Origin of the sequence: Francisella hispaniensis FSC454 (assembly GCF_001885235.1) — a bacterium.
In the GTDB taxonomy this organism is placed as follows: Bacteria; Pseudomonadota; Gammaproteobacteria; order Francisellales; family Francisellaceae; genus Francisella; species Francisella hispaniensis.
This window is the reverse complement of sequence record NZ_CP018093.1, coordinates 1,352,913-1,378,620: the sequence shown is the minus strand read 5'-3', so window position 1 is coordinate 1,378,620 and position 25,708 is coordinate 1,352,913. Positions and strand designations below refer to the sequence as shown.

The following is a 25,708-nucleotide window of genomic DNA, read 5'->3' as shown; positions in this document are numbered from 1 at the left end:
AAAGATATTATATTGATTAAGCTGCAATGATTAGATAGTATCTATAAAGTTATAGCTAAATAATCGTGAGTATTTATAGATGTCTAAATTATTAGTTGTTATCAACATGCAAAAGGGTTTTGATTGTTCTGAAGCTAGAACTGTAATAACAAAACTTAATAAATCTTATACTTATTTTGATAGCGTTAGTTTTGCGATGTTCGAAAATAGAAAAAACTCCCTTTTTGAAACTCAGCTAAAATGGATTGATTTTCAAAATGAAGAAGATAGAAAGCTAATAGATAGTATAGAAGTACCAGACAATGTTCATTTTACCCATCATCATAACTATACGGTATACAATGATGAGCTTAAAGATCTAATAAAAAAGCTTAAACCAACAAAAGTTTATCTTTCAGGACTATTCTCAGATGTTTGTTTGTTAAAAACAGCTATGGATATGTTTGATGATGGGATTGTCCCTTATATTATCAAAGATCTAAGTTGCTCACCACATGGTGATATCGCACATGAAGTAGCATTTGCGGCTATGAAAGAAGGTTTAGGAGCTGATCGTATACTAACAACAAATGACCTTAAATGATGTTATTTATGTTATTAAGCTGTATCTATATTGAATAAAACTAAATTATCAAGTAGTATCCTTGTTAAGTTTTCATATCTAAATCTAAGTTAAAATATAGATGTCTAATTTATTGATTGTTATTGATATGCAAAAGGGCTTTGACTGCCCACAAGCAAGAAAGGTCATTGAAAGGTTTAACAAATCTAGTGAAGTTTTTGATAGTATCTGTTTTTTAATGTTTGAAAACAAAGAAAATTCCTTATTTGAAAAACAATTAAAATGGTTTGGTTTTCAGAATGAGGATGATAAAGCTCTAATTGATAGTATACAAGTACCACAAAGAGCAAGTTTCGTTTGGCATTCAACTTATACCGTCTATAATCAAAAGCTTAAAGAGCTACTACAAAAAATCAAACCAACTAAGTTATATTTATGTGGTCTATTTTCTGATGTGTGCTTATTAAAAACGGTTATGGATATGTTTGATGATGGAATTGTTCCTTATGTTATCAAAGATTTAAGTGCTTCACCACATGGGGATGGTGTTAATGACGTTGCTTTTGCAACTATGAAAATGGTTATAGGAGCTGATCATATAATATCTACTAGAGAGATAGGATAATGGAGAATATATATCAATCAATAGTATCATCATTTTATGACTACCAATCATACTTTGAGTTAGTCGCTGCTGTAACTGGTGTAGCTGGAGTGTATTTTTCATATAAGAGAAATATTTTAGTATATATTGTTAGTTTTATATCATCAGCAATATATGTGTGTTTATTGTATGATTGGGAACTTTTTGGTGATATGTTACTGAATTTTTATTATTTAGTAATAAATGTTATCGGTTTTTTTGCTTGGATAAAGCACTTTGAAGGCGATAGTAAGATTCATGTTTATGTAACAAAAGCAAACAATCATCAGAAAAAATTTCTTTGTATATATTTATAATTACTTTTGTTATTACTCCATTTATTTACGCACTACAAAAACAAACTTATATTATAGATTTACCTATATATTCATTTATCGATGCGTTTGTTACGGCAATATCTTTTGCTGGAGCTTATTTGCTCATAAAAAGAGCAATAGAGAACTGGTACTTGTGGGCTATAGCAGATATTATTTCGGTACCTTTATTCATTTATAAAGGTTATAATGTCACAGCTTTACAATATGCAATATTCTTGATATTAGTTTATCTAGGTTATAAAGAATGGTTACGTGATTATAAACAAAATAAACATTATTTAAGTTAGCTATCTAAATATACCAGGATTATATTTGTTATAATTAAGTGAAAAATAATATTTAAATTATAAGATGATTAAAATAAATAGATTAGATCATTTAGTATTGACGGTCAAAGACATTGATAAAACGGTTGAGTTCTATACAAAAATTGGCATGAAAAAACAAGTATTTAAACAAAATCGTGTAGCACTAAAATTTGGTGTGCAGAAAATTAATTTACATTTACTAGGCAGTGAATTTGAGCCTAAAGCACAAAATATAAAAGAAGGTAGTGCTGATTTATGTTTTATTGTGGATACTGATTTGGATCAAGTTATAAAACAACTTAATAAGCTAAATATAAACATAGAAGAAGGAATAGTAGAAAGAACAGGAGCTATTGGAAAGATAAAATCAATTTATATTAGAGATCCTGATTCTAATTTAATTGAACTATCAAATTATTATTAGATAAAAAGTATTAACCATTATTTTAAAGTCTTCTAAATTTATTAGTTTCTATGAGCAAAACTTTAAACAAATCAATGAGATTAGGCTATATATTTTAAATTGATTATTATTAAAAACATATGCTTAGTTGCTATGGAATAAATGGTAATAAGTTTAATTATCTAGAAATGTTGGCGGTTTAATAACTAAGCTAAATACTCTCAGAGATGCCTTACGAAACCAACCCTATTAAATTTACAATAGCGATTAGTAATCTTGATGATATTGTAACATCTCAAGAACTTTTTCTCTAAAATTAAATAGTAAGTTAGAAAGTTTGTTCTAGATTTTATAAGACTTACTCTGTAGTTCTTGAATTTATTATATCAGCAAGCACATTTATTTGAATTAGCTAGCTTTTTGTTCATGGTGACTAGTTTTAAACTTATCTGTTTTTTTATTGAAAGAGTATAAAAAACTTAGATACGTATAATCAAAATAAGTCAGCAATATATAATCAAAATACTTTAGAAAAAACTAATTATCTTAGTGTAATTTATTGCACATATACAGTATCATTAATCTAATTATTTCCAGAATATACAAATATGCATAACGAACCTCTAATTCCAATTTTTGTTTTTGTAATGCTAGGTATTCTGGTAGTTACAATTGTCTTAAAAAAATTGAAGCAACCTTACGTGGTTGCATATTTACTAACAGGAATATTGCTAGGACCATATGGTTTAAAATTGATCCAAGATCAAGAAAATCTTGCTAGATTAGGTGAAATAGGGGTTATTTTATTATTATTTTTTGCAGGAATGGAGATTTCACCACGTAAGTTTGCTGAAAACTGGCAAGTTCCAACTATCGGAACAATGCTACAAATGCTCATAACAAGTCTCATAGTCTCTATAATCGGAGTTGCATTAGGCTGGAGTATTGCAAAAATACTACTTTTTGGTGCAGTTATTAGCTTAAGTAGTACTGCTGTTGTGCTTAAACTATTAAACGATAGTGGTAGTATGAAAACTCGTCTAGGTCAAAATGTACTAGGAATCCTTCTAATCCAAGATCTAGCAGTAGTTCCAATGCTTATTATTGTGAGATTAATTGGTGGTGAGGAGTTATCGATTAGTCAAATAGTAACTCAAATTTCAGGTGGTATTCTTGTAATATCTATAGCAGCCATTATGGCAGTTAAAAAGAATATCAAAATATCTTTTATTTCTGTTTTAGGAAAAGATGAAGAAATGAGAGTTTTTGCTGCTCTAGTAATTTGTTTTGGGATGGCAGCTCTTACTGAGTCATTAGAATTATCATCTGCACTTGGCGCTTTTGTAGGCGGAATGATAGTTTCTACTCTTGAAGAGACCGAATGGGTTGGTCATAGTCTCTCAACTGTTAAGACAGTATTTATGGCATTATTTTTTATTTCTATAGGGATGTTAATAGATCTAAAATTATTCTGGGAACATATTTTTTTATTTATAACACTTTTGTTATTGATATATTTTTTAAATACAACTATTAATGCTTTGATATTTAAAGCACTTAAGCAGAGAACAGAAGAAGCATTGATCGGTGGAGCGATGTTATCACAAATAGGAGAGTTTAGCTTTGTATTGATTTCTATGGGTTTTGCATCAGGAATTCTAAGTTTAACAATATATCATTATTGTATTACGTTGATATCTTTATCGTTATTATTTAGTCCATTATGGATTAGTGGTGTTAATCTCTATATTAAAAAGTATATTAAGAAAAAGCCCCAGAATTAATTATGTTAATAAGTTCTCGTGTATAGACTTGTTCAATCTCTTTTCTATGCTCAACATAGCAGTAGAAATTAGCTTGGATATTTATAATATTCTCTTTATCGTTAAAAGTTTTTATCTCTATGTATGGCGAGAAATCATTAATACCATAATTTTTGAGTTTATTTTTATTAATAACTGAACTTTTTGAAAAATCACTACTAAAAAAATATTTATCAGCAATGATTCTTTTGATCAATTGCTCAAGCTTTTGAGCAACTTGAAGAGGATCCTTCTCTATACTAATAAGCCAAGGGACTTTATGCAAAGCAATATTTTCATCACTGCTAAAAGTTTTAATAATACTTGTAATTACTATTGAGTTAGGAAGTTTTAAGAGTTTCCCTGTTGTTCTTTTATCGCCATGTTCAATAGTTTCATACATTCTAAAATAAAATACTTTTATCTCGCTAACATAGCCGTGATAATTTTGTACCTCAATATAATCACCCTCAGAAAATAGGCTGCGCCAGTTGATGATAATCCAACCAACAAAGTTCATAACAGTTTCTTTATTAACGATTATTAAACCAGCGGCAACTAAACTTAACATCGTAAATAAGTTAGTTATTCCACCAAGCCAGATTTTTATAACAACTAAGAAAAAAATAATTATACTTAGATAAATTACACGCGATTTTATTTTTTTGATTTGTTTAATTGATGTTGCACGTTTTTTTAGTAAGTAAAAAGCTAAGCTAGCAAATATAGTTATTAATACTATATTGATAAACGTTGATATTATGTTGAAAAGCATTTCATTATATAAAGGCATATACAATTTCAAAATCATAGATTACTATTTAGTTACATTATAGCTTAAAATATAACTACTAGCTCTTATAGTTTGGTATTTGCTTAATTATTGATTAAGATCAAAATTTGAAGTTTTTCTGCTAATTTACTAAAAATTTGTTCTATAAATTGGTAAATCAAGATATCACACAACTATTTTTTACTAATTGAGTTGATTTATATCTGAAAAATCTGATATTTAATCGCAAATTAAAGTAATTTTCTATATCCTATATATTACTGATTAGATATTATTTTATATATTAATACAACATGAAGACTACAAAATATAGTCTAGTCATAGGTTGGGGTATTTGGTGTATTGCTGCAATTTTTTATGGTTTAGATTATTTTCAACATACTGCACCAAGTGTTTTAGTTAAGCCAATAGCTGCAACTATGCAGGTGGGAATAGAAGATATTGCTTATGTTATGAGTATATATTTTCCTATTTATGCATTATCGCAAGTTCCTGCGGGTATTTTACTTGATAAGTATGGCTCAAGAATAATGTTATCGATATCATGCTTAGTGATGAGTTTAGGGATATTACTTTTTAGCTATGATCCAACTTTACTTACAATGCTTATAGGTAGAATTCTAATAGCGATTGGATCGGCGGTAGCTTTTATTGGTACGTTAAAAGTAGCCGCAGATATTTTACCTGAGAGAGTATTCCCAATCGCTGTTGGTCTTACAAATACTATAGGAGTTTTAGGTGGAATATTTGGCCAGCTGTTTTTGAATTATCTTGTTATGCTGCATGGTTGGCAGTTAGCTTTAGAATTAATAGGATATTTCGGTATACTTTGGAGCATTGTAATTATTGCTTTGTTAAGGTCTCCTAGTATTGGTGTTATTAACAGTAATAACTATAAGTTTAAGTATCTAAGCTTTACTCAGAGTTTAAAATTATTATTAAATAAAAAACTTTGGTTTTTAGCACTTTATGCTGGTTTAATGGTTGGTATAGTAGTTAATTCATTTTCTGAATTATATGATGTTCTATTTTTAGAGCAAGCTTATGGCTTATCGCAGCATTTAGCGGCTAAAGTAAGTGTGATGATGTTTATAGGTATAGCAGTTGGAGGTCCATCTCATGGTTTTATTGCTAGCTTATTTGGTGAGAAAAGGATATGGATGCTAGTTTGTAATGTTATTACAATTCTAGCATTTTCAGTAGTTATAATTTTTGCTGATTTTATTTCAGCAGATAATTTATACATAATTTTCTTTGTTATAGGTTTTAGTGTATCGAGTATGCTTTTAGTGTTTTCAGTAGTTGAGGAAATATTTCCACCACAGATTAAAGCAACAGCATTAGCTATAGTTAATATGGTTATAGGTCTGTGTGGAGCTGTTTTTCAATACCTGATCAGTTATATTAGTGTTTATTTAAATGGTGGACCTTTGACTGGGGAGATAAATACTAATGTTTTTGATCGTGCTTTTATATATCTAATAATCCCACTTTTATTAAGCACTATTATAATCTTTGTTATTGTATTACAGAAATATAGAACTAGAGAAATTAGTTTTAATAGTCTAAGTAAGTTCTAAAATCTATTATATCTTATCTAAAAATATAACCTCTTTTGTTGAACGACAGAAAGTTTCTTTAATCAAAAATACACTAATTAACACACCTAGTGCTGTGAATCCTAGAAGGATACTTAGGCTAATTTGATAACCGGCAATTGTTGGATTTTTACCTTGATTTGATACCAAGTCAAAAACACTACTAATTATTGGTGAACCAATACCTACGGATAACATAATCAAGAAATTATTAACTCCAAGTGCAGCAGCTCTACAGTTAGATTTAGATTGCTCAGCGATTATGGCAAAACCAATACTTTGGCCACTAGCACCTAAGCCTAGACAGATAAAAGCTAGATAAAGTATGCCTTGGTTGATTGGTAAAAATATTATCGTTAGTAATGATACAAAAGTTAGACAAATCGCGAATATCATCACGGGTTTTCTTCTTTTTATACGATCAGATATTGCACCCAGACTAGGACAGCCAATACCATACCCAAGCCAAGCTAGAGTTATCAGATATGAGCTAAATTTTACATCAAAGCCATTTAGCTCTAAAAAACTTTTAGTAGCGTTTTCTGATAAGTATTCAATTGCTAAATAAGTTGTTGCTGAAAAAGTTGCGATTAACCAAACTTGTTTATTAGCAAATATACTCTTTATTTCAGTTAATAGTGACTTTGGCGTTTGTAGAATAATAAATCTGGTTTTACCACAACTACTTGACTGATCATTATTTTTAACTATTAATATAGTTATAACAGCAAGAACTATACCTATGATTGCTAAGATAACAAAGACATAACGCCAGTCTATACCGCCAGCTTGAGATAGTGATTCTAGTGGGCCTGCTGCTAGCATTGGACCTAGTACTCCAATAAACTGTGAAAGTCCAATAAATAATCCTATATGTTGATTTGGTAACCAGTCATAAACAGCAATTAGTAGACATAAAAAGCCAAAAGAAGCGCCAAAGCCTATCATTATTCTATAAATCAGTGCAGCAGCAAAACTATTACATAAGCCAAATAAACCAACTGCTAAAGCACAAACTAATATTGCTAGTGTAAGAGCTTTTTTTAGCCCTAGTTTATCAGTGATTATACCAACAGGGATTTGCATAACTCCATAAGTGAGTTGATATGCTGTAGAGCTTAAAATACTAAATGTTAAAATAGTCAAGTCTAAATCAGTTATTATCTGATGCTCAAATGTTCCTAATATTGTTCGAAGTAGGAACTCGTACATAAAAAATATGGCACATGTAAACCATATAATTATTGCCAAAAAAGATATTCTATTATTCATCACTAAAGTTTTCTTTTGTTATTTCTTCCCAATCTTCTATTTTTGCTTCTGCTTTTTCATCATCTTGGAAAGATGAAACTTTGAATACCAAGTCACCTTCTTTAATCATTGGATAGTTATTTATACCAAGTATGATCCCATCAATTGGTGACTTTAGATAAATACTGTCAGCGTTACCAAATGGATCTATTAGTTTACCTATTTTTTGACCCTCTTTGACTCTTGTACCGAGTTCTATTTCTGTTCTAAGTATTCCTGGCTTGTCAGAGATTGTCCATTCAGTATCTTCTGATACTAATGGTTTAACTTGTTGGATAAATTCTTGATCTTTTAGTAGATCTATTTTACGCATAACATTTTGTATTCCAGCAATACCTACATTGATAGCTTCTTCATCAAACTTATTTGCTTCACCAGCTTCATAACAGATAAAAGGGATATCTAAGTCTTGATGAATTCTACGAATACTAGACTGATTCATATTTACTGCAGTAATTACAGGAGCTTGAAAAGCTCTAGCCATTTTTATAGATTCTTCATCTTCACCATTGAAATATACTTGTGGAAGTATTTCATGATTTATAGCTCCTGTTTTAATTTGGATAGAATAGTTAGCTTTTTTTATAATCTCTTGAGTAATTCTATAAGCATAACGGTGCATATATGAGCCATTTTCGTCACCTGGAAAAGCTTGTTCTAAGCTAGGAGCGTGTTTAATACTATGCACTAAACCAAAAACATTTAGTACAGGGATTGCTACAATCGTACCGTTTAGTTGTTTAGGATTAGTTTTTTCTAAAAGAGAGTTAATAATTTCGATACTATTAAATTCATCACCATTAACCATACCAAAAATCAAAATACAAGGTCCTTCATTAACACCATTAAGAATCTTTATGGGTAGATACATTGGAGCACAAGAATATTGGCTAGGTAATGGCATTGCTAATGTAGCCATTTCTCCAGGCTGAAAGGTATTGTCAAAAATTTTAAATTTCATAAGTTTTTATATTAGATTTAATTTATCTGATTTAAAGATAACCCATAGTATAACAAAGCGAAAATATTAATTCAAAAAGCTCTATAGTCTGAGTACTGTCTGTGTAAACAATAAAATAATTATCGAAATATTCTATTTGGGCTTTTTAAAAATTAAAAAAAACATTAGAATTATTATTTTGTAAGGTGTGTGAATTTTTAAGGTTATGAAATGTCAGAAGATTTGATGATTTTTAGCGGTAATGCTTCTAAAAAGCTTGCTAGTGAAGTAGCTAAAGAGCTAGGTGCAACTCTTGGTAATGCAACAGTTGATAGGTTCAAAGATGGCGAAATACATGTTGTATTAAACGAGAATGTGCGTGGTAAGGATGTATTTGTTATCCAATCAACTTGTCCACCAGCTGATAATTTAATGGAACTTATTCTATTAATAGATGCGCTTAAAAGATCATCAGCTGAGAGAGTAACAGCGGTATTACCATATTTTGGCTATGCTAGACAAGATAGAAGATCAAAATCAGCAAGGGTGCCGATATCTGCTAAAGTTGTAGCAAATCTTCTTCAAGCAGTTGGCTTAGATAGGATTTTATCAGTTGATATCCATGCTGAGCAAATTCAAGGATTTTTTGATATACCATTTGATAATGCATTTGCAACAAAGATATTTTTAGAGCATGTCCGTAAGAATCCCGAAAAGTATGAAAATATTAAAATAGTATCACCTGATATGGGTGGTGTAGTAAGAGCTAGATCTGTAGCTAAAAACTTAGGTGTTGAGATTGCTGTAGTTGATAAAAGAAGACCAAAACCAAATGTTGCAGAGGTTATGAACATAATTGGTGAGGTTGATGGCAAACATTGTATACTAGTTGATGATATTATGGATACTGGTGGCACAATGTGTCAAGCAGCAAAAGCCTTGATAGAGAAGGGTGGTGCTGCTAAAGTAACAGCATTCTGTGTGCATCCATTACTTTCTGGCGATGCGATTAAGAATATCGAGGATTCAGCGATTGATGAACTTATTGTTACTGATTCTATACCTCTTAAACCTCATGCTGAAGCGTGTAGCAAAATTAAAGTTATAACGTTAGCGCCATTACTTGCTCAAATAGTTGAAAAAACTAATGGAGAAGAATCAGTTAGTGATATTTTCCGTACGGATGGCTTAGTCGATTAATTACTTGCATTAATAAATATAATCCACTACAATACAACAGTTAATCTAGGGTCGCATAGATTAAGTTTATTTGTTTAAAATTTAATAAGGAATCTAACAATGGCAAATTTTGTTCTTAAAGCTGAAAAGAGAGAAGACTTAGGTACTGGTGCGAGCCGCCGTCTAAGAAGAGCTGGTAAAATCCCAGCTGTTATATATGGTGGTGAAAAAGAAGCGGTATCTGTATTACTTGATCATGATAAAGTACTACACTCAACAGAAGACAAAGCGTTTTTCTCAAGTGAGATAACTTTGGATATCGATGGTAAAGAAGAAAAAGTAATCATCAAAGCGTTACAAAGACATCCATATAAAGTTAAGCTTATTCATGCTGACTTTATGAGAGTATAATTATTTTATCTTTATATCTATTTCCATATATTTTTTCTATTTAAATAAAACTCTTGTGTTAAACTAGTAACTTAGTTATAACCATACACTAATTAAATGAGTACTTACACTGTAGTTATTATTATATTTATACTTATTTGTACGTCTGCTTTTTTCTCTAGCTCTGAGACGGCGATGATGGCATTGAATAAATATAAACTTAAGCACTTGGCTAAAAAAAATCATCGTGCTGCAAAGAGAAGTCTAGCTTTAGTACGTAATCCTGAAAGATTGTTAGTTGCTATTCTTATTGGTAATACATTTGCAAATATCTTTGCTGGAACAGTCATTTCATCATATTCTGAGGATCATTTTGGTGATTTAGGATTACTTATTGCAACTATAGTCGTAACTATATTAGTTTTGGTTTTTGGTGAGATAATTCCTAAATCTTTTGCAGCTATTTATCCACAAAGGTTAGCTTTTCCTTTTTCTTTACCATTAAAAATAATCATGCTAATTTTATATCCAGCAGTAATATTTTTAAGTATGGTTTCAAAAGTAACATTAAAACTTTTTGGTGTCAAAATAGAAGCTGTTAATAATGAGTCTTTGGATAAGGAAGAAATTCAGACTGTTGTTAATGAATCAAATGCAAAGCTTGGAGCTAAAAATAAAAATATGCTCTTGGGAGTTTTGGAGCTAGATAAAGTTTTAGTTCAAGAAGTAATGACCCATTTTAATAAAATTGAATATATTGATTTAAGTAATTCAATTGACAAAATTTTAGCTAGAATTGCAAAGATGAGATCATTAAACATTATCCTATGTGAGAATGGTGTAAATAATGTTATTGGGGTTATTAGGTTAAAAGAGATAACTAATCTATTAATTTCTTCAAAAAAAGGTCATATAACCAAAGCAGCATTACGTAAAATTGCTCAAGAAGCATATTTTATTCCGGAAACTGTCTCATTACAGACACAACTTATAAATTTTCAACAAAAAAGTAAACGCTTTGCAATTGTTGTTGATGAGTATGGTGATGTATGTGGAACAATTACAATTGAAGATATTATGGAAGAGATAGTAGGCGAATTTTCTGATAGGTTTGATGTCAATAATAATATCCATAAACTTGCAGATAATAGCTATCTCATAGGTGGTAGTGCTACTTTAAGAGAGATTAATCGTCATATAGGCATAGAATTTGAAAGTGAAGATGCTAAGACATTATCTGGCCTTATAATTGAAGAGATAGAGAATCTGCCATCAGGACCTTGCTGTATCAAATATAATAATACTTTATTAGAGATAACAAATATTAGGGATAATAAAATAGTTTCTATAAAATTAACTATTATTACAAAAGTTTAGTGATATTTTAATAAAGTTTATCAAAATTTTTCTTAAACATTCATTCTATTCCAGTTAATATTTTGCATAAATGGACTTGGTTGAGTAAAACCAGTTTCTTCATAGTACTGACCTTGATATGTGTATGGGCTAGTTTCCATTTGCTCAACACTTTGTTGAAAGTAGCTATGAATTAAGTCGTCTTTATTATAGTCGGGATTATAGTATGTACCATTTAGTTGATAATTAGGATAAGTAAATGAAGTATTACAACCAACTATACTTACCACTGATAGCCATATAAGACAATTATTAATTATTTTATTAGACATTTTTGAGAGTTTAGTTATACATTAAATCTAAAGTTAACTACATCACCATCTTTCATGACGTATTCTTTACCTTCAAGGCGAGCTTTACCTGCTTCTTTGGCACCTTTTTCACCATTATATTTAATGTAATCATCGTATGCGATAACTTCAGCTCTGATAAAACCACGTTCAAAGTCAGTATGGATTACTCCAGCTGCTTGTGGTGCAGTTGCTCCTACAGGGATTGTCCATGCTCTTACTTCTTTGACACCTGCAGTGAGATATGTATGAAGATTCAAAAGAGCGTAGCCAGCTTTGATAACTCTATCTAAACCAGTTTCTGATAAACCCATATCAGCCAAAAATTCTAGTTTTTCATCAGCTTCTAGCTGAGAAATTTCTTGTTCCATAGCAGCACAAACTGGCACAACATTTGAATTTTCAGCTTTAGCATATTCTACAACTTTATCTAGAAGAGGATTATTTTCAAAACCATCTTCATTAACATTTGCAATATATAAAACAGGCTTACTAGTTAATAGAGGTGTTTGTTTTAGCCATTTAGTCTCATCTTCATTCATCTCAAAGGTTCTTGCAGGCTTTTCTGATTCTAAATGCTCTTTTAGTCTAGTATAAAAATCTGCTTTGGCTAAAGCTTCTTTATCACCGGATTTTTTCATTTTTGCGAACCTTTGTACGGCTTTATCACAAGATTCGATATCAGCTAGGATTAGTTCCATATTGATAGTATTAATATCATCTATAGGATCAACCTTACCACTAACATGGATTATATTGTCATCTTCAAAGCATCTTACAACATGAGCTATAGCATCTGTTTCACGAATATTTGCAAGGAATTTATTACCTAAGCCTTCGCCTTTACTTGCTCCAGCAACAAGTCCAGCAATATCTACAAACTCCATTGTTGTTGTTATTATTCTTTCTGGCTTAACAATTTTTGCTAATTCATTAAGTCTTTGATCTGGTACTGAAACGATCCCAACATTTGGATCAATTGTACAAAAAGGGTAGTTTTCTGCATCAATTCCTGCTTCTGTAAGAGCATTAAAAAGAGTTGATTTACCAACATTTGGTAAACCTACGATACCACATTTAAATCCCATTATTCTATTCCTTATATATTATTTTGTATGTAGCTTTTGCATTACAGGTTCTAATTTGTAGTTTATTATATCATCTAAAAAACAGATACCATTATCAATAGCATTATCTATATCTTTTTTCTGAGCTATAGATGGATTTGATAATACATAGTTAGCTACTTTTGATTTATGACCTGGATGGCCAATACCAATTCGAAGGCGTAGGTAGTCATTATTGCCTAAGTGCTGGTTAATACTTCTTAGACCGTTGTGACCACCGTGACCACCGCCTTTTTTAAGACGTATTTCTCCAGAATCTATATCTAGCTCATCATGTACTACAAGTATTTCTTCTGGTTCGATTTTATAAAAATTAGCAACTTTGCCAACAGCTAAACCACTGTTATTCATATACGTAGTAGGAAATACTAGTATTACATTATTATAATCAATGCTAACTTTAGCTAGATTACAATTAAGCTTAGGATTAGAACTGAAACTTTGATTGTTATCTTGAGCTATTTTAGCAATAAACCATTCACCAACGTTATGGCGCGTATCTTGATATTCTTTGCCTATATTACCTAGGCCAACAATCATTTTTATTTTAGGCATTTTTCGTAGTATTATTTAATTGAAGTTTATCTAGAAGTATTTTAGTTACTTCTCTAAGAATTTTACTATTTGGCTTAGCATTTTTTTGCGATTGGGTATAAAAAATTGCTATAATAACAGCTCTATTATCATCAGGCCAAATAATAGCAACATCATTTGTTGTACCATATTGACAAGTGCCAGTTTTATCACCAACCTCCCATTCATTAGGTATTTCAGCAGCAATGCGACTACTACCAGTATTGCTGGCTATAAGCCATTGTTTAAACATTAAGCGATGTTTTTTATCAAGTATATCATCACTAAAAGCAAGCTTATTAATATCTCTTGCCATAATTTTTGGAGTGGTTTTATTTTCGTTTGTCGTTAGGCTGACATGATTGACTTTAGGTTCTAAATTAGCAACTTTTGTTGCATGATCTGCAAGTGATAAGATAAATTTATTGAGGTTTTTCAAACCACCTAGTTTTTCGATTAGGATATTTGTAGCAGTATTATCGCCTTGCATAGATGCTTTGCAAAGTTGTTTGATAGTCATTTTTTGGTTGATGTGGTTTTTTGTAATAGGTGAGTAGTCAACAATTTGATTTTTAGAGATTTTTATTTTTTGATTAAGTAGTTTACTATTAGTCATACTTTGTTTAAGTATCGCACCAACTACAAGAAATTTATAGGTACTACATATTGGAAAGTAGAAACTAGCATTAACTGCAAAATTACTCCAGTCATTTCGATTTATAGTATAGACACCAATTTTACCGCCATATTTTTTTTCTATGTTTTGAATATCATTGGTAATTTGGGTATCTATTCTTGTAGTAGCAAAATTAAAAGTTATAAATATTATACCAATTATCAGTGTAATTATTTTTTTCATATTCTAACTTAGAAACTATTTGAGGTTAAAAGCAAAAATTCATTAATTTTATTGATATTATCTTTTTGCTGCTATACTAGCATCTGTAAGTGGAAGCTTGTTACCACCTGAGATTTTTAAAGCTCCTTGAGGTGTTTTATAAACGATTGTAGGGAAACCTTCAATATCACTTGATAACCTTAAATTATTTTCAGCTTTTTCATTTTGTTGAGTCAAATTTTGGTCATATATTTTTGTCTTATGATATTTAATCAATGCTTCAAGAGGATCTTTTGAGTTAAAAATACTTCTAACAATCTCAGGGCTATTACGAAGTGCACCTAAAAGAATCCAGCGAACTGCAAGTTCTCCGGAGTTAATCGCTGGTTGAGTTGCGTCGAATAGACGGTTACAATAACTACAACTAGGATCTATAATAGCATAAAATTTATGCGGAGCTTCATCACTGCCTTGCTGGATGTATGTAGCATACTTTTTGATGTTTAGATAAAGATTATTTGCCTTAGGTGATGAAGTGAAATAGTTTGCATAGATATTATTTAAACTAGTTAGTTTGTTTTGGTTGCTATCCCAAGCTAAGAGCTCGCCATTAACAATTACGCCTCCATCTTCACTTGTAAAAGTTACACTATGTTTTGTCGGATCTTTTTTATCTTCTAGAATATATGCTTGTAGATGAATACCTGTATCAAAAGTCTTTATAACTTTATATTGCGGAAAGGCATGTTCAACAAGATATAAGCCTTGTTTGTTATCTGGTGAGATTTTATTAAGATTAGTTGTGCTAAAAATATATAGCACAACTAATAGTATAACTACAAATAAAATTAGAATAGAAAAACTTTTTTTTTGCATTAGTTATGATTAAAATTGAATTAGCATAACGTGATTATACCATATATAGATATTATCTTTAGTCAGTAGATAAAAAAATGTCGCTAGAATTATTGCTGGCCCAAAAGGTATGACATTAGTGCGTTTAGCAATAATATTTATAATAATAGCAATCACAATCCCAAATATACAACTGACAAAAATCGTATAAAGTAACATTGGGTAGCCAAACCAAGCACCTACCGCAGCTAAGAGTTTAAAATCACCATAACCGAAGCCTTCTTTACCTGTAAAAATTTTGTATATCCAAAAAACCAACCAAAGTGAAAGATAGCCAATTATAGCTCCCCAAACAGATTGCTCCAGATTAGTAAACACATGGTAGTAATTAAGTATTATCCCAAGCCATAGTAATGGTAGTGTTAAAGAATCAGGAAGGATTTGATGTTTAGCATCAATAAAGAATAATGGTATAAAAAAGCTAGATAAAGTTATTAGAGCTAAACTTTGAATTGTAAAACCAAAATAATAGAAAATAGCTACAAATAAGCTAGCCGTGATAAATTCTATTAGCGGGTATTCAAAAGATATTTTTTCTTTACAAAAGAAGCATTTACCCTTAAGTAAAAACCAGCCAATTATAGGAATATTGTGACGATATTTTAGCCTATTATGACATTTTGGACATTTTGAAGGTGTTAATAAACTAAAACTCTGTAAAGGTTGCTGTTTATCAAGTCCCAGTACTTCTTGAGCAATAGCTTGTTCATCAGCAAAAAGTTTATTGGGTACACGATATATAACAACATTTAAAAAACTACCAATAGCCGCACCAAATAAAAATATAAACAAAAAAATTATATAGATATCGTAGTACATAGATTATTTATGTTCTGGTACAAATTGTTTGTTTTTAGGTTTAAGCTTATTAAGACCATCAATACCAGCAATACGATAAGCTTCAGCCATAGTAGGGTAGTTAAAAGTAGTGTTTAAAAAGTATCTGATGGTATTATGTTTACCTGGCATCGACTTAATAGCTTGACCAATATGAATAATTTCAGATACCCTATGACCAAAGCAATGAATACCAAGGATTTCTAGAGTCTCTTTATGGAAAAGTATTTTTAGCATACCTGTTTCACTTCCTGAAATTTGTGCACGAGCTAAATCTTTAAAATAAGCTCTACCAACTTCATAAGGAATATTCTCAGCAGTTAGTTGTTCTTCTGTTTTCCCAATACAACTAATCTCAGGGCGGGTGTAGATACCCGTTGGGATGTCCTCAACTAACTTATCATTACAAGATCCGTCTATAATATGCGTAGCTGCAAACCTGCCTTGGTTAAAGGCTGATGATGCAAGTGAAGGAAAGCCTATAACATCGCCTACAGCATAGATATTTTCTTGAGTAGTTTGATAATTGTCATTAACTTTGACAAGACCTCTTTGTGGATCATACTCAATTCCAATCTTATCTAAATTAAGACCATTTGTATTACCGGATCGGCCAAGCGCAAATAGGACATAATCAGATTCGATAATTCTACCTGAGTTAAGAGTAGTAACTACTTTGTCTCCTCTTGCTTTGATACTTTTATAAGTTTCATTATGTATTAGATTAATTCTTTGGTTAACTGTAAAGTGATTTGTTAGCGTTTCGATAATTTCATCATCAAGGAACGACATTAGTTTATTTCTAGTGTTGATAAGATTTACCTGAATATCAAGTGTTCCAAGTATAGAAGCATATTCACAACCAATTACCCCAGCACCATAAATAGTAATCGATTTGATATTTTTGTCTTTTAACTCTAGAAGTTTATCACTATCTAAAATTCTAGGATGAGTAAAATCAATATCGTTAGGGTGATATGGACGAGATCCTGTAGAGAGAATGAATTTTTTCGCAGTAATGATTTCAGTTGAGCCATTTTTACGTGAGATTTTTATTTTATGCTTATCAATAAAGCTAGCAAAACCATAGAAAACATCGATCTCATTATTAGCGAAACGATTTTTCTTTATCTCTCTTTGTTTGATAACTATTTCATAAGCAGTATCAAGCATTTCTGGAAAATCAAAGCTTTTCTTATTATACCAAACTTCGCGTGATAGCTGTCTGAGAGCTTTGCTTGGAATTGTTCCCCAGTTATTACAACCACCACCAATAGCATCATCTTCGATTATAGCTACTTTTTGTCCGTTTCTAGTTGCTTTCATCGCAGCCCCTTCACCGCCAGGGCCACTGCCTATAATAATAATATCGTAATTATATTCCATGGTTTTGTTTTACTCCACACTCTATTTTCTTAAAAAAATCGGCAAACATATTTTCAAAATAATAACATAGTATAAGTTTATATTGACTAGTTTTAGTCAAATTATTCATACTTTATAAGCATTTCAGCAATTTTTTTGGTAGGTGAGACGATTTGATCAACACCAATATTATTAGCTATGTTTATACTTTCATCTTTATCAAGTTTAATAGAAATTTTTGGTTGATTAGTATTTGGGTTATCTTTTTTAAGTACTTCTTTAATTGCTAAAAGAGTCAAAATATTATCAGAATCTTTTTCATTAAGTATGAAAATACTTTTTGCTTTACTGATATTTGCTTTAATAAGTGCATCATAATCATGTGATTCAGCATCAATGAAGTGCTTTTTTTGTTCTTCATCAATGTTTATAAATTTTTGCTGGTAATTTTTCTCGATAACAATAAGATTATCAATATGAGAATTTAGGTATTCTTTGATTAGACATTTAGTAATTTCTGTATAGCCACAAATTATCATATGATCTTTCATATACGAAACTCCGTTTTTTTGTTTAAATTTATCAGTAACTTTATTTATGATACTACCAGCTAATACAGTAATAATCGTTGCAAATAGACCAATACCAACAATCATAATTGATATTGTAAAGAGTTTTGCCTCTTCTGTAATAGGATGAATATCGCCATAGCCAACAGTGCTAAAAGTTACGATAGTAAAGTAAACAGCATCAGAGATATTTTTGATACCATCAAACTCATCTCTTAAGTAATATAAGCCTAATACGCTGTAGCTAATTGCTAACAAAAACGTAATAACAACAACAAACTGATAAAAGCTAAGGTTTTTACTATTTTTTTTGTTAAAAGTTTTTCTGAAATAAAACAACAAAATAATTTCTACAGCATGTGTTAGAAATGTTATCTTGTAGGCAATATGTTTATCTTGGATATAATCACCAATCATAGATAAACTAATAAATATCACTGCTAAAAACCAGAATGTTCTTTTGCGTTGATAGATACCTTTAGCGATTATTATCATAAAGTAACCAAGTACTAAAGGTATTATAACTCCAAGCCCAGAGTTATATTTCATACTTATGTTGTAAACATCAGAAGGTATCTCAGCATTAATATTTATCGAAAAGATTTTATTAATAATTGGTATTGCAACAGCTAGTATAGTAATAATACCATTAAGTGTCATTGTAATAGATATAAAAAGAGGTATATAATTCGAGTACTTTTCTCTAATAGTCATTGATAAATGATATTAATATAATGGCTGAGAATGCAAAGATTATAAGATATATGCTAAAGAAAATATAGTTATTATTTAACTAGATATATGCAAGTTTTCTAATTTTAGGTATTATCAGATACATAATAAATGCAGCGATAGCAGCAACTAGTGTTAGACTAATAAATAATGTCAAATAGCTAGAATTTGTTTCAACAGGTGCTGCATTAATATCTGGTGATGCTACTAGTATTGATAATAAGCTAGCAATAACTCCAGAAGTACTTCCCGTGACAACCATCCAAGATCCCATCATTAAACCTTGAAGTTTTGGTTTAGCAAGTTTACCAACCATGGCATAGCCAGTAGGACCTATTAGTAGCTCTCCTATAGATTGAAATATATAGCTTAAGATAAGCCAAATAGCAGCAGTGTAGCCATAACTATTAGCACATAATATACCAATAATTAGCATTGCAAAACCAATTGCTATAAAAATAAGGCTAAAACAGAATTGCATTGGAAATGAAAAGATAAAACGCTTGCGTATAATTAATAATATACTTGGAAGCAACATACCTCCGACAGCTATTACTACTGTATTTACATTTTGAAACCATTGTGTTTGAATTGTGAAACCTAATAGATGTTTATCTACATTTGCTTCAGCAAACACTGTCAGAGCCATTGGTGCAAGTTGATATGCTGACCAAAAGACTAAGCCAAAAGTTGCTAATATTACATAAGCGTAAACTTTATCTTTTTGCTCTTTGATATTTTGAGCTCTAGCTATAGGAATAAACATTAATAATAATAATATTCCAACTACAAGGGCAATATAGTTGGTATTAAGTGGGTATTGCAGAGCAATAAATAATATTAATATGGTAATAAAGATTATCAAGAAAGCAAAAAAATTATTTTTGAGCAATATATTGTTGCCTTTTTGTTGAATTTTTTTGACTAGAGGTGTAGTTCTATCAGCTACTGTCTTCCAGCTTGTGGCTAAAAGTATAAAAGCAATAATATTTGTGATTGTTGTTATAAGAAATAACGTGTTGTAACTTTGTTTACCTTGATATATTCCGGCAATTGTAAAACCGATAAAAAAGCCGATATTCATACCAGCATAATTCCAGAAAAATGCGCTTTCTCTATCACCATCATTATTCTCAAATTGCTGAGTTAACATCATATTTATACAAGGAACATTTAAACCGCAACCCGTTAAAAATAGTGCTAAAGCTATATAAAGATGTTCTGTTGACGGAAATGCTAAAAATAAACAAGCAAATATTTGTAACACCATTCCTAATAAAAATAGTACTCTATAACTTATCAAGCGACCGCCAATATATCCACCTAGAATATGTAGACCATAGTTAAAGGCGACAAACACCCCCATAACAGCACTAGCTTTAGTAACAGTAAAGCCAAGAGCCTGAGTCATAAATAATACTAAGGTTGAATATAAAACAGCGAAACTAACAGTCGAGAATAGTTGTGTTACGAGTAAAAGTCTTGAAGCTTTTTTAAATAAAGTAATACTCATAGGCATTTTAAGTTTGATCAAATAGTAAACAAGATTTTATCGATACAACGCAAGAAAATATATATTTTAAACGTAAAAAAATATAAAATCAGCTTAGTTATTACAGGATATATTGACTTAAATCTTTATTTTTGACTAGGTTTCCTAGTTTTTGATTGACATAGTCTGTAGTTATATTGATATTTTCGTCTGCTAGCTCTGGAGCATCAAAAGAGATTTCCTCAAGAAGTCTTTCCATAACAGTGTGAAGTCTTCTAGCACCAATATTTTCAACTTCTTCATTAACTCTATAAGCAATTTCAGCAATTTTTCTAATTGCATCTTCTTCAAAGTTTAAATCAACACCTTCAGTTTTCATCAAAGCAATGTATTGTTTAAGAATAGAGCAGTCAGGTTCTCTTAAAATTCTTACAAAATCTTCTATTTCTAAAGATTTTAGTTCAACTCTAATTGGTAATCTACCTTGGAGCTCTGGTATAAGGTCAGAAGGCTTAGCGACATGAAATGCGCCAGATGCAATAAATAGTATATGGTCTGTTTTGATCATACCATATTTTGTAGATACTGTAGAGCCTTCAACTAATGGTAATAAATCACGCTGTACACCTTCGCGCGACACATCAGCCCCTGAGTTACTTGATTTTCTACATACCTTATCAATCTCATCTAAAAATACAATACCATTTTGCTCAACAGCTTCTAGAGCACGAGCTTTAATATCTTCTTCATTAACTAGTTTTGCAGCTTCTTCATCTTGAGCGAGTTTGATTGCATCTTTAATACGCATTTTCTTGTTTTTTTTCTTATCAGTACTTAAGCTAGAGAAAAGATCTTGCAATTGACTTGTCATATCTTCCATTCCTGGAGGGCCCATTACACCTATAGTTTTTGGAGCTACAGCTACTTCAATCTCAATTTCTTTATCATCAAGCTCACCATTCTGGATTTTCTTTCTAAAAATTTCGCGAGTCTTATTTTCTTTTTCTTTTTTAGTTGCAGCATCTTCTGCTGGTTCATTTGCAAAGCCAACTTTTGATTCAGAAGCTCTTGCAGGAGGGATTAACACATCTAGGATTCTATCTTCTGCTAATTTAGCAGCTTTTTCTGTGACTTTTTGTTTTGCTTCTTCACGCTTCATTTTTACAGCAGTTTCAACTAAATCACGAATAATAGATTCGACATCCTTACCAACATAACCAACTTCAGTAAATTTAGTTGCCTCAACTTTGATAAACGGAGCATCAGCTAATTTTGCTAGTCTACGTGCGATTTCAGTCTTACCTACACCAGTTGGACCAATCATAAGAATATTCTTAGGAGTCACTTCTTGACGCATTTCATTATCCAGTTGCATTCTACGCCATCTGTTACGCAAAGCAATAGCAACTGCTTTTTTAGCATCATTTTGACCAATTATGTGTCTTTCTAATTCGTGTACAATTGTTTTTGGAGTCATTATTTGTGTCATTGTATAACTATCCTTTTTTATTTTCTAAACTTTCTATTGTGAAGTTATGATTTGTATAAATACAAGTATCAGCGGCTATTGTAAGGCTTTTTCTAACGATTTCTTCAGCTGATAAATCAGTGTTTTCAACAAGCGCAGTTGCTGCAGAACGAGCATAAGTTGAGCCTGAACCTATGGAGATAATATCATTTTTATCAGCCGCCATTACATCACCAGCACCTGATATTAAAAGAGAAAGCTTCTCATCAGCGACAATAATCATAGCTTCAAGTTTACTTAACATTCTATCTAGGCGCCATTCACGTACCATTTCAACAGCTGCTCTTTCAAGATTACCCTGATAGAATTCTAACTTCTGTTCAAATTTTTCAAATAATGTAAATGCATCAGCAGTTGAACCGGCAAATCCTGTAAGTACTTTTCCATTATTTAATTTTCTAACTTTTACTATATTATCTTTTGCGACTGTATGTCCAAGAGTAGCTTGACCATCACCTCCAATTACTACTTTGTCACCTTTTCTAACACATAGAATAGTAGTTCCTTTGATTGCTTCCATAATTATTCCTTTATTAGGCGTTGTTAAAATAATCTATGTAATATTATTAAATGGTATTGATATCAAATTTTACAAGTTTTTATTATGATTTTTTATATCTTTAAATATTAGATTAGATTTTATAACACAAAAACGCTAATTTTTATGTTATATTTTAGCTTGTTTTATTTATTAACTGAGTGTTTTAAATATGAGTAATTTAAATTTTAAAGAAACTATTTCCTTAGCAGCAACTATGTATAAGAGAGCTTTTAAAATAACGTTTGTATTGGCTTTTATGCTGTCATTTGTATCTGAGTTTTGCTTTGTATATTTGATGAATCATGGCATGGCTGATTATATTCAAAGTGGTAATGAAGCTGATATCTCTCAGTTACCATCAGGAAATATAATAGCAATTATGTTTTTGGTAATTGTAGTTGCTACGATATTTGTTTATGCAATGATAGTAATTCTACAAGGTATTATGGTTAAGCATGAACTAAACGTATCTGATGCACTAAAGATAGCTCTACAGATATTTTCAAAAAGGGTATTTGTATTTCTTGGGGCATTCTTGCTTTCAATGATTGCTATGACACTATTTACTATGTTTTTACAATATTTAGGTATTTTTCTCGGAATATTACTATTCTTGACAGTTATGCCGGCAGTATTACTAGCTCAAAAAGGAGTATTTGAGTCTATATCTAACAATTTTAGTATAATAAGAAATAACTTTTTCTATATGTTTAGAATATCTATAGTTGTATTGGCTCTTATGATAATTAAACCATTAGTGACATTTGGATTAATATATTTATTGAAAAATTTTGGCTTAGAGATGAGTTCATTTGAAATGTCTATCCAGAATATTATCGTGACAGTTGTTGATGCTTTTATCTTACCTTTTATTTTTGCTATTAGTGTTGCGACATTTTTTGCAACAAGTTCAAAATAAAATAACCTAAAATAAAAAGACTATCAACAAATATAGTTTTTGTTGAAGACTTGAAATTATAAAATCTATAACTGGTTGATACCTTGTTGTTCTAAGATTTTTTTTAAAAAATCAAAATCATATTTATTTTCAAAGCGAATATTTTTATCAGCAAGATTTGTATTTTTATAAACATTCCTAACTTCTGTAACAATTCCAGACTCAATTTTGATTTTAATTTCTTCACTACCTTTAACATATGACTTAGTGAATGGTAGAGTTTTACCAAAACGCCATTTCCAGTCTTTTAAGATTTCAATTTCTTTGTCTATAAGCTCTCTATTTTCTAGAGGAGTTTCCTCATTAATCAAACTTAGGTCAATACTTCTAAAACTTTTGATAAAAGATCTAGTTATATCCTGAGTTTGTATATCATGCTTTATTTCAGATAGATTGATTACTTTTGAACGGTGAGATTTAACTCCTTTAGTATCGAGAGATTTATCTATTGGTTGATGAAGGTAGTCATAAAGCTTTTTTGTATTTGCATTAATCAATAAAGTACCATGATGAAAAGCTCGATCTTTTTTTTCTCTAAAGGCACTACCTGATACTTTATATGTATAGTTGTGATGATCAAGGACAATATCATTTCTTTGATTAGCATATACATCTATACCTAGTTTTTTAACAGCATTACAAACTAGTTCTAAATTTGCTTTGATGTCATGATCTTTTTTAGTACTGATAATCGTGTAGTTAAGATTACCATAGTCATGATAAACCGTACCACCACCACTTTGACGACGCACCATCGGTATTTTATCATTATCCATAGCTTCAAGATTACACTCAAGCCAAGGATTTTGTGCTCTGCCAATTACAACACAAGGAGAATTTTGCCATAAAAATAAAATTTTTTCTTGATGTAGCTTCTCCAGGAATAACCAGTTTTCGAAAGCTAAATTAAAATAAATATCATTACTTTGTGATATATATATATGCATGGGATATTAAATGTTTTTACTTTCTAATAAGTATAAGGTTTTATTGGTTCTATAAAAGAGTTTTGTGTTATAATTTTGCTTTATTGAGAGAAATTTTTAATATTATAAATATAATGTCGAGTATAAAAGAGACTTTAGAAATTATCAAAAGAGGGACGGATGAAGTCCTAATCGAAGAAGAGCTAATCAAAAAATTACAAAAAAATAAGCCATTAATAATTAAATTTGGTTGCGATCCAACTGCCCCAGATATTCATTTAGGGCATACTGTGGTTATTAATAAGTTAAAACAATTACAAGACTTAGGACATGAAATTCACTTTTTGATCGGTGATTTTACAGCTCAGATAGGCGATCCTACTGGTAAAAATGCAACAAGACCTCCATTGACTGCAGAAGAAGTTGCTGCAAATGCTGAAACATATACTAAACAAGTCTTTAAAATCTTAGATAAAGAAAAAACAGTTATTCGTCGTAATGGCGATTGGTTTGATAAAATGTCTGCAAGCGATATGATCAAACTAGCATCTAAATCAACAGTTGCTAGAATGCTTGAAAGAGATGATTTCTCAAAAAGATACAAAGGTGGTCAGTCTATCTCAATACATGAGTTTTTGTATCCATTAGTACAAGGATATGATTCTGTAGCTATGAATGCTGATATTGAGCTTGGCGGTACAGATCAAAAATTTAATCTACTAATGGGTAGAGAGTTACAAAAGCAGCAGGGTCAAGAACCACAAGTTATTATAACAATGCCACTTTTAGAAGGTTTAGATGGTGTCAAAAAAATGTCTAAATCAAGCCAAAACTATATTGGTATCGAAGAACCAGCAAATGAAATCTTTGGTAAGATAATGTCAATTTCAGATGAACTTATGTGGCGCTACTATGAATTACTAAGTTTCAATTCTTTAGAAACTATTGCTAAATTAAAACGAGATGTTGCAGCTGGAGCTAATCCGCGCGATATTAAGATAGAGCTTGCTAAAGAACTAATTGAGAGGTTTCATTCTAAAGTTGATGCTGAAAGTGCTCATCAAGATTTTATCCAAAGATTCCAAAAAAATCAGATACCTGATGATATAAATGTTGTAGAATTAAGCCAGGAGCTACCGATAGCAAACTTATTAAAAGAAGCAGGCTTAGTTGCAAGTACTTCTGAAGCTAACCGTATGATTCAGCAAGGTGCAGTCAAAATTGATGGTGAAAAGTTTAGTGATGGTAAGATTGTTTTTGCTAAAGGAACAAATAATGTTTTCCAAGTAGGAAAGCGTAAATTTGCGAAAATTATTATAAAATAAGGGGTTGTG

Annotated in this window: 24 protein-coding genes and 2 pseudogenes; 11 read left to right on the top strand and 15 right to left on the bottom strand. The window is 30.7% G+C overall.

From position 1 onward, the window contains the following. Positions 1–79: 79 nt before the first annotated feature. From FSC454_RS06785 to FSC454_RS06765, 5 genes and pseudogenes are all read left to right on the top strand, one after another. Positions 80–583 carry an isochorismatase family protein gene (locus FSC454_RS06785; protein WP_066047208.1) on the top strand — a complete coding sequence of 168 codons (504 nt, stop codon included), beginning with the start codon at positions 80–82 and terminating at the stop codon, positions 581–583. A 100-nt stretch (positions 584–683) separates the two neighbouring features. Next, on the top strand, positions 684–1,187 hold the full coding sequence (locus FSC454_RS06780) for an isochorismatase family protein (RefSeq protein WP_066047211.1): 504 nt from the start codon (positions 684–686) through the stop codon (positions 1,185–1,187). Continuing rightward, positions 1,187–1,830 (top strand): annotated as a pseudogene (gene pnuC / locus FSC454_RS06775) (nicotinamide riboside transporter PnuC). Before FSC454_RS06780 ends, pnuC begins: the two are co-directional and overlap by 1 nt. A gap of 64 nt (positions 1,831–1,894) precedes the next feature. Continuing rightward, the gene (locus tag FSC454_RS06770) at positions 1,895–2,275 is read left to right on the top strand and encodes a VOC family protein (protein ID WP_066047217.1); all 381 of its coding nucleotides are present in this window, start codon (positions 1,895–1,897) and stop codon (positions 2,273–2,275) included. Between the two features lie 587 nt (positions 2,276–2,862). Continuing rightward, a complete protein-coding gene (locus FSC454_RS06765; protein ID WP_044247275.1) occupies positions 2,863–4,038 on the top strand; it encodes a cation:proton antiporter in 1,176 nt (391 codons plus the stop codon). On the opposite strand, the gene FSC454_RS06760 is transcribed toward FSC454_RS06765, so the two are convergent. Beyond that, positions 4,016–4,849: a mechanosensitive ion channel domain-containing protein gene (locus FSC454_RS06760; RefSeq protein WP_044247277.1), complete on the bottom strand. Its 834-nt coding sequence runs from the start codon at positions 4,847–4,849 to the stop codon at positions 4,016–4,018. The two genes, FSC454_RS06765 and FSC454_RS06760, sit on opposite strands and share 23 nt — an antisense overlap. Before the next feature lie 293 nt (positions 4,850–5,142). Between FSC454_RS06760 and FSC454_RS06755 the strand changes: the two genes are divergently transcribed. Continuing rightward, positions 5,143–6,429 carry an MFS transporter gene (locus tag FSC454_RS06755; protein ID WP_066046753.1) on the top strand — a complete coding sequence of 429 codons (1,287 nt, stop codon included), beginning with the start codon at positions 5,143–5,145 and terminating at the stop codon, positions 6,427–6,429. A gap of 6 nt (positions 6,430–6,435) precedes the next feature. Here FSC454_RS06755 and FSC454_RS06750 read toward each other — a convergent pair whose 3' ends face one another. Next, positions 6,436–7,719 (bottom strand): MFS transporter, encoded by a 1,284-nt coding sequence (locus FSC454_RS06750; protein WP_044247279.1) that lies wholly within the window; start codon positions 7,717–7,719, stop codon positions 6,436–6,438. Beyond that, positions 7,712–8,719, bottom strand: a complete 1,008-nt coding sequence (locus FSC454_RS06745; protein WP_044247281.1) for a succinylglutamate desuccinylase/aspartoacylase family protein — start codon at positions 8,717–8,719, stop codon at positions 7,712–7,714. Before FSC454_RS06745 ends, FSC454_RS06750 begins: the two co-directional genes overlap by 8 nt. Before the next feature lie 210 nt (positions 8,720–8,929). Here FSC454_RS06745 and FSC454_RS06740 point away from each other — a divergent pair, with 210 nt between their 5' ends. The 3 genes from FSC454_RS06740 to FSC454_RS06730 all read left to right on the top strand — a co-directional run bounded on the left by FSC454_RS06740 (position 8,930) and on the right by FSC454_RS06730 (position 11,644). Continuing rightward, the gene (locus FSC454_RS06740) at positions 8,930–9,898 is read left to right on the top strand and encodes a ribose-phosphate pyrophosphokinase (protein WP_014547973.1); all 969 of its coding nucleotides are present in this window, start codon (positions 8,930–8,932) and stop codon (positions 9,896–9,898) included. Positions 9,899–9,997: 99 nt separating this feature from the next. Further along, complete coding sequence (rplY, locus tag FSC454_RS06735) at positions 9,998–10,288, top strand: 50S ribosomal protein L25 (RefSeq protein WP_014547974.1); 291 nt, start codon at positions 9,998–10,000, stop codon at positions 10,286–10,288. A gap of 96 nt (positions 10,289–10,384) precedes the next feature. Beyond that, positions 10,385–11,644, top strand: a complete 1,260-nt coding sequence (locus FSC454_RS06730; protein WP_044247283.1) for an HlyC/CorC family transporter — start codon at positions 10,385–10,387, stop codon at positions 11,642–11,644. 32 nt (positions 11,645–11,676) lie between these two features. Here FSC454_RS06730 and FSC454_RS06725 read toward each other — a convergent pair whose 3' ends face one another. From FSC454_RS06725 to hslV, 11 genes and pseudogenes are all read right to left on the bottom strand, one after another. Next, positions 11,677–11,955, bottom strand: coding sequence for a hypothetical protein (locus FSC454_RS06725; protein ID WP_066046751.1), 279 nt, complete (start codon positions 11,953–11,955; stop codon positions 11,677–11,679). Between the two features lie 14 nt (positions 11,956–11,969). After that, positions 11,970–13,061, bottom strand: coding sequence for a redox-regulated ATPase YchF (gene ychF, locus FSC454_RS06720; protein ID WP_003034020.1), 1,092 nt, complete (start codon positions 13,059–13,061; stop codon positions 11,970–11,972). An 18-nt stretch (positions 13,062–13,079) separates the two neighbouring features. Beyond that, complete coding sequence (gene pth, locus FSC454_RS06715; protein ID WP_014547978.1) at positions 13,080–13,655, bottom strand: aminoacyl-tRNA hydrolase; 576 nt, start codon at positions 13,653–13,655, stop codon at positions 13,080–13,082. Next, positions 13,648–14,532, bottom strand: a complete 885-nt coding sequence (gene bla, locus FSC454_RS06710) for a class A beta-lactamase (RefSeq protein ID WP_066046749.1) — start codon at positions 14,530–14,532, stop codon at positions 13,648–13,650. The genes pth and bla overlap by 8 nt, the downstream gene beginning before the upstream one ends. An 8-nt stretch (positions 14,533–14,540) precedes the next feature. Then, a pseudogene (locus tag FSC454_RS06705) lies at positions 14,541–15,387 on the bottom strand (DsbC family protein). Between the two features lie 9 nt (positions 15,388–15,396). Continuing rightward, positions 15,397–16,245, bottom strand: coding sequence for a prepilin peptidase (locus FSC454_RS06700; RefSeq protein ID WP_014547981.1), 849 nt, complete (start codon positions 16,243–16,245; stop codon positions 15,397–15,399). 3 nt (positions 16,246–16,248) lie between these two features. Next, positions 16,249–17,649, bottom strand: coding sequence for a Si-specific NAD(P)(+) transhydrogenase (gene sthA / locus FSC454_RS06695; RefSeq protein ID WP_014547982.1), 1,401 nt, complete (start codon positions 17,647–17,649; stop codon positions 16,249–16,251). 101 nt (positions 17,650–17,750) lie between these two features. Continuing rightward, the gene (locus FSC454_RS06690; protein WP_044247289.1) at positions 17,751–18,911 is read right to left on the bottom strand and encodes an ion channel; all 1,161 of its coding nucleotides are present in this window, start codon (positions 18,909–18,911) and stop codon (positions 17,751–17,753) included. 79 nt (positions 18,912–18,990) lie between these two features. Continuing rightward, positions 18,991–20,442 carry a peptide MFS transporter gene (locus tag FSC454_RS06685; protein WP_066046757.1) on the bottom strand — a complete coding sequence of 484 codons (1,452 nt, stop codon included), beginning with the start codon at positions 20,440–20,442 and terminating at the stop codon, positions 18,991–18,993. Between the two features lie 100 nt (positions 20,443–20,542). After that, positions 20,543–21,910 (bottom strand): ATP-dependent protease ATPase subunit HslU, encoded by a 1,368-nt coding sequence (gene hslU / locus FSC454_RS06680; RefSeq protein WP_066046747.1) that lies wholly within the window; start codon positions 21,908–21,910, stop codon positions 20,543–20,545. A 7-nt stretch (positions 21,911–21,917) separates the two neighbouring features. After that, complete coding sequence (gene hslV / locus FSC454_RS06675; RefSeq protein WP_066046745.1) at positions 21,918–22,469, bottom strand: ATP-dependent protease subunit HslV; 552 nt, start codon at positions 22,467–22,469, stop codon at positions 21,918–21,920. A 190-nt stretch (positions 22,470–22,659) separates the two neighbouring features. Here hslV and FSC454_RS06670 point away from each other — a divergent pair, with 190 nt between their 5' ends. Beyond that, positions 22,660–23,409: a hypothetical protein gene (locus tag FSC454_RS06670; protein ID WP_066046743.1), complete on the top strand. Its 750-nt coding sequence runs from the start codon at positions 22,660–22,662 to the stop codon at positions 23,407–23,409. 65 nt (positions 23,410–23,474) lie between these two features. Here the strand turns inward: FSC454_RS06670 and FSC454_RS06665 are convergent, their stop codons facing one another. Next, positions 23,475–24,395 carry a lipoyl protein ligase domain-containing protein gene (locus tag FSC454_RS06665; protein ID WP_066046740.1) on the bottom strand — a complete coding sequence of 307 codons (921 nt, stop codon included), beginning with the start codon at positions 24,393–24,395 and terminating at the stop codon, positions 23,475–23,477. Positions 24,396–24,508: 113 nt separating this feature from the next. On the opposite strand from FSC454_RS06665, the gene tyrS reads away from it, so the two are divergent. After that, positions 24,509–25,699 carry a tyrosine--tRNA ligase gene (gene tyrS, locus FSC454_RS06660; RefSeq protein ID WP_066046755.1) on the top strand — a complete coding sequence of 397 codons (1,191 nt, stop codon included), beginning with the start codon at positions 24,509–24,511 and terminating at the stop codon, positions 25,697–25,699. Positions 25,700–25,708: the final 9 nt, after the last annotated feature.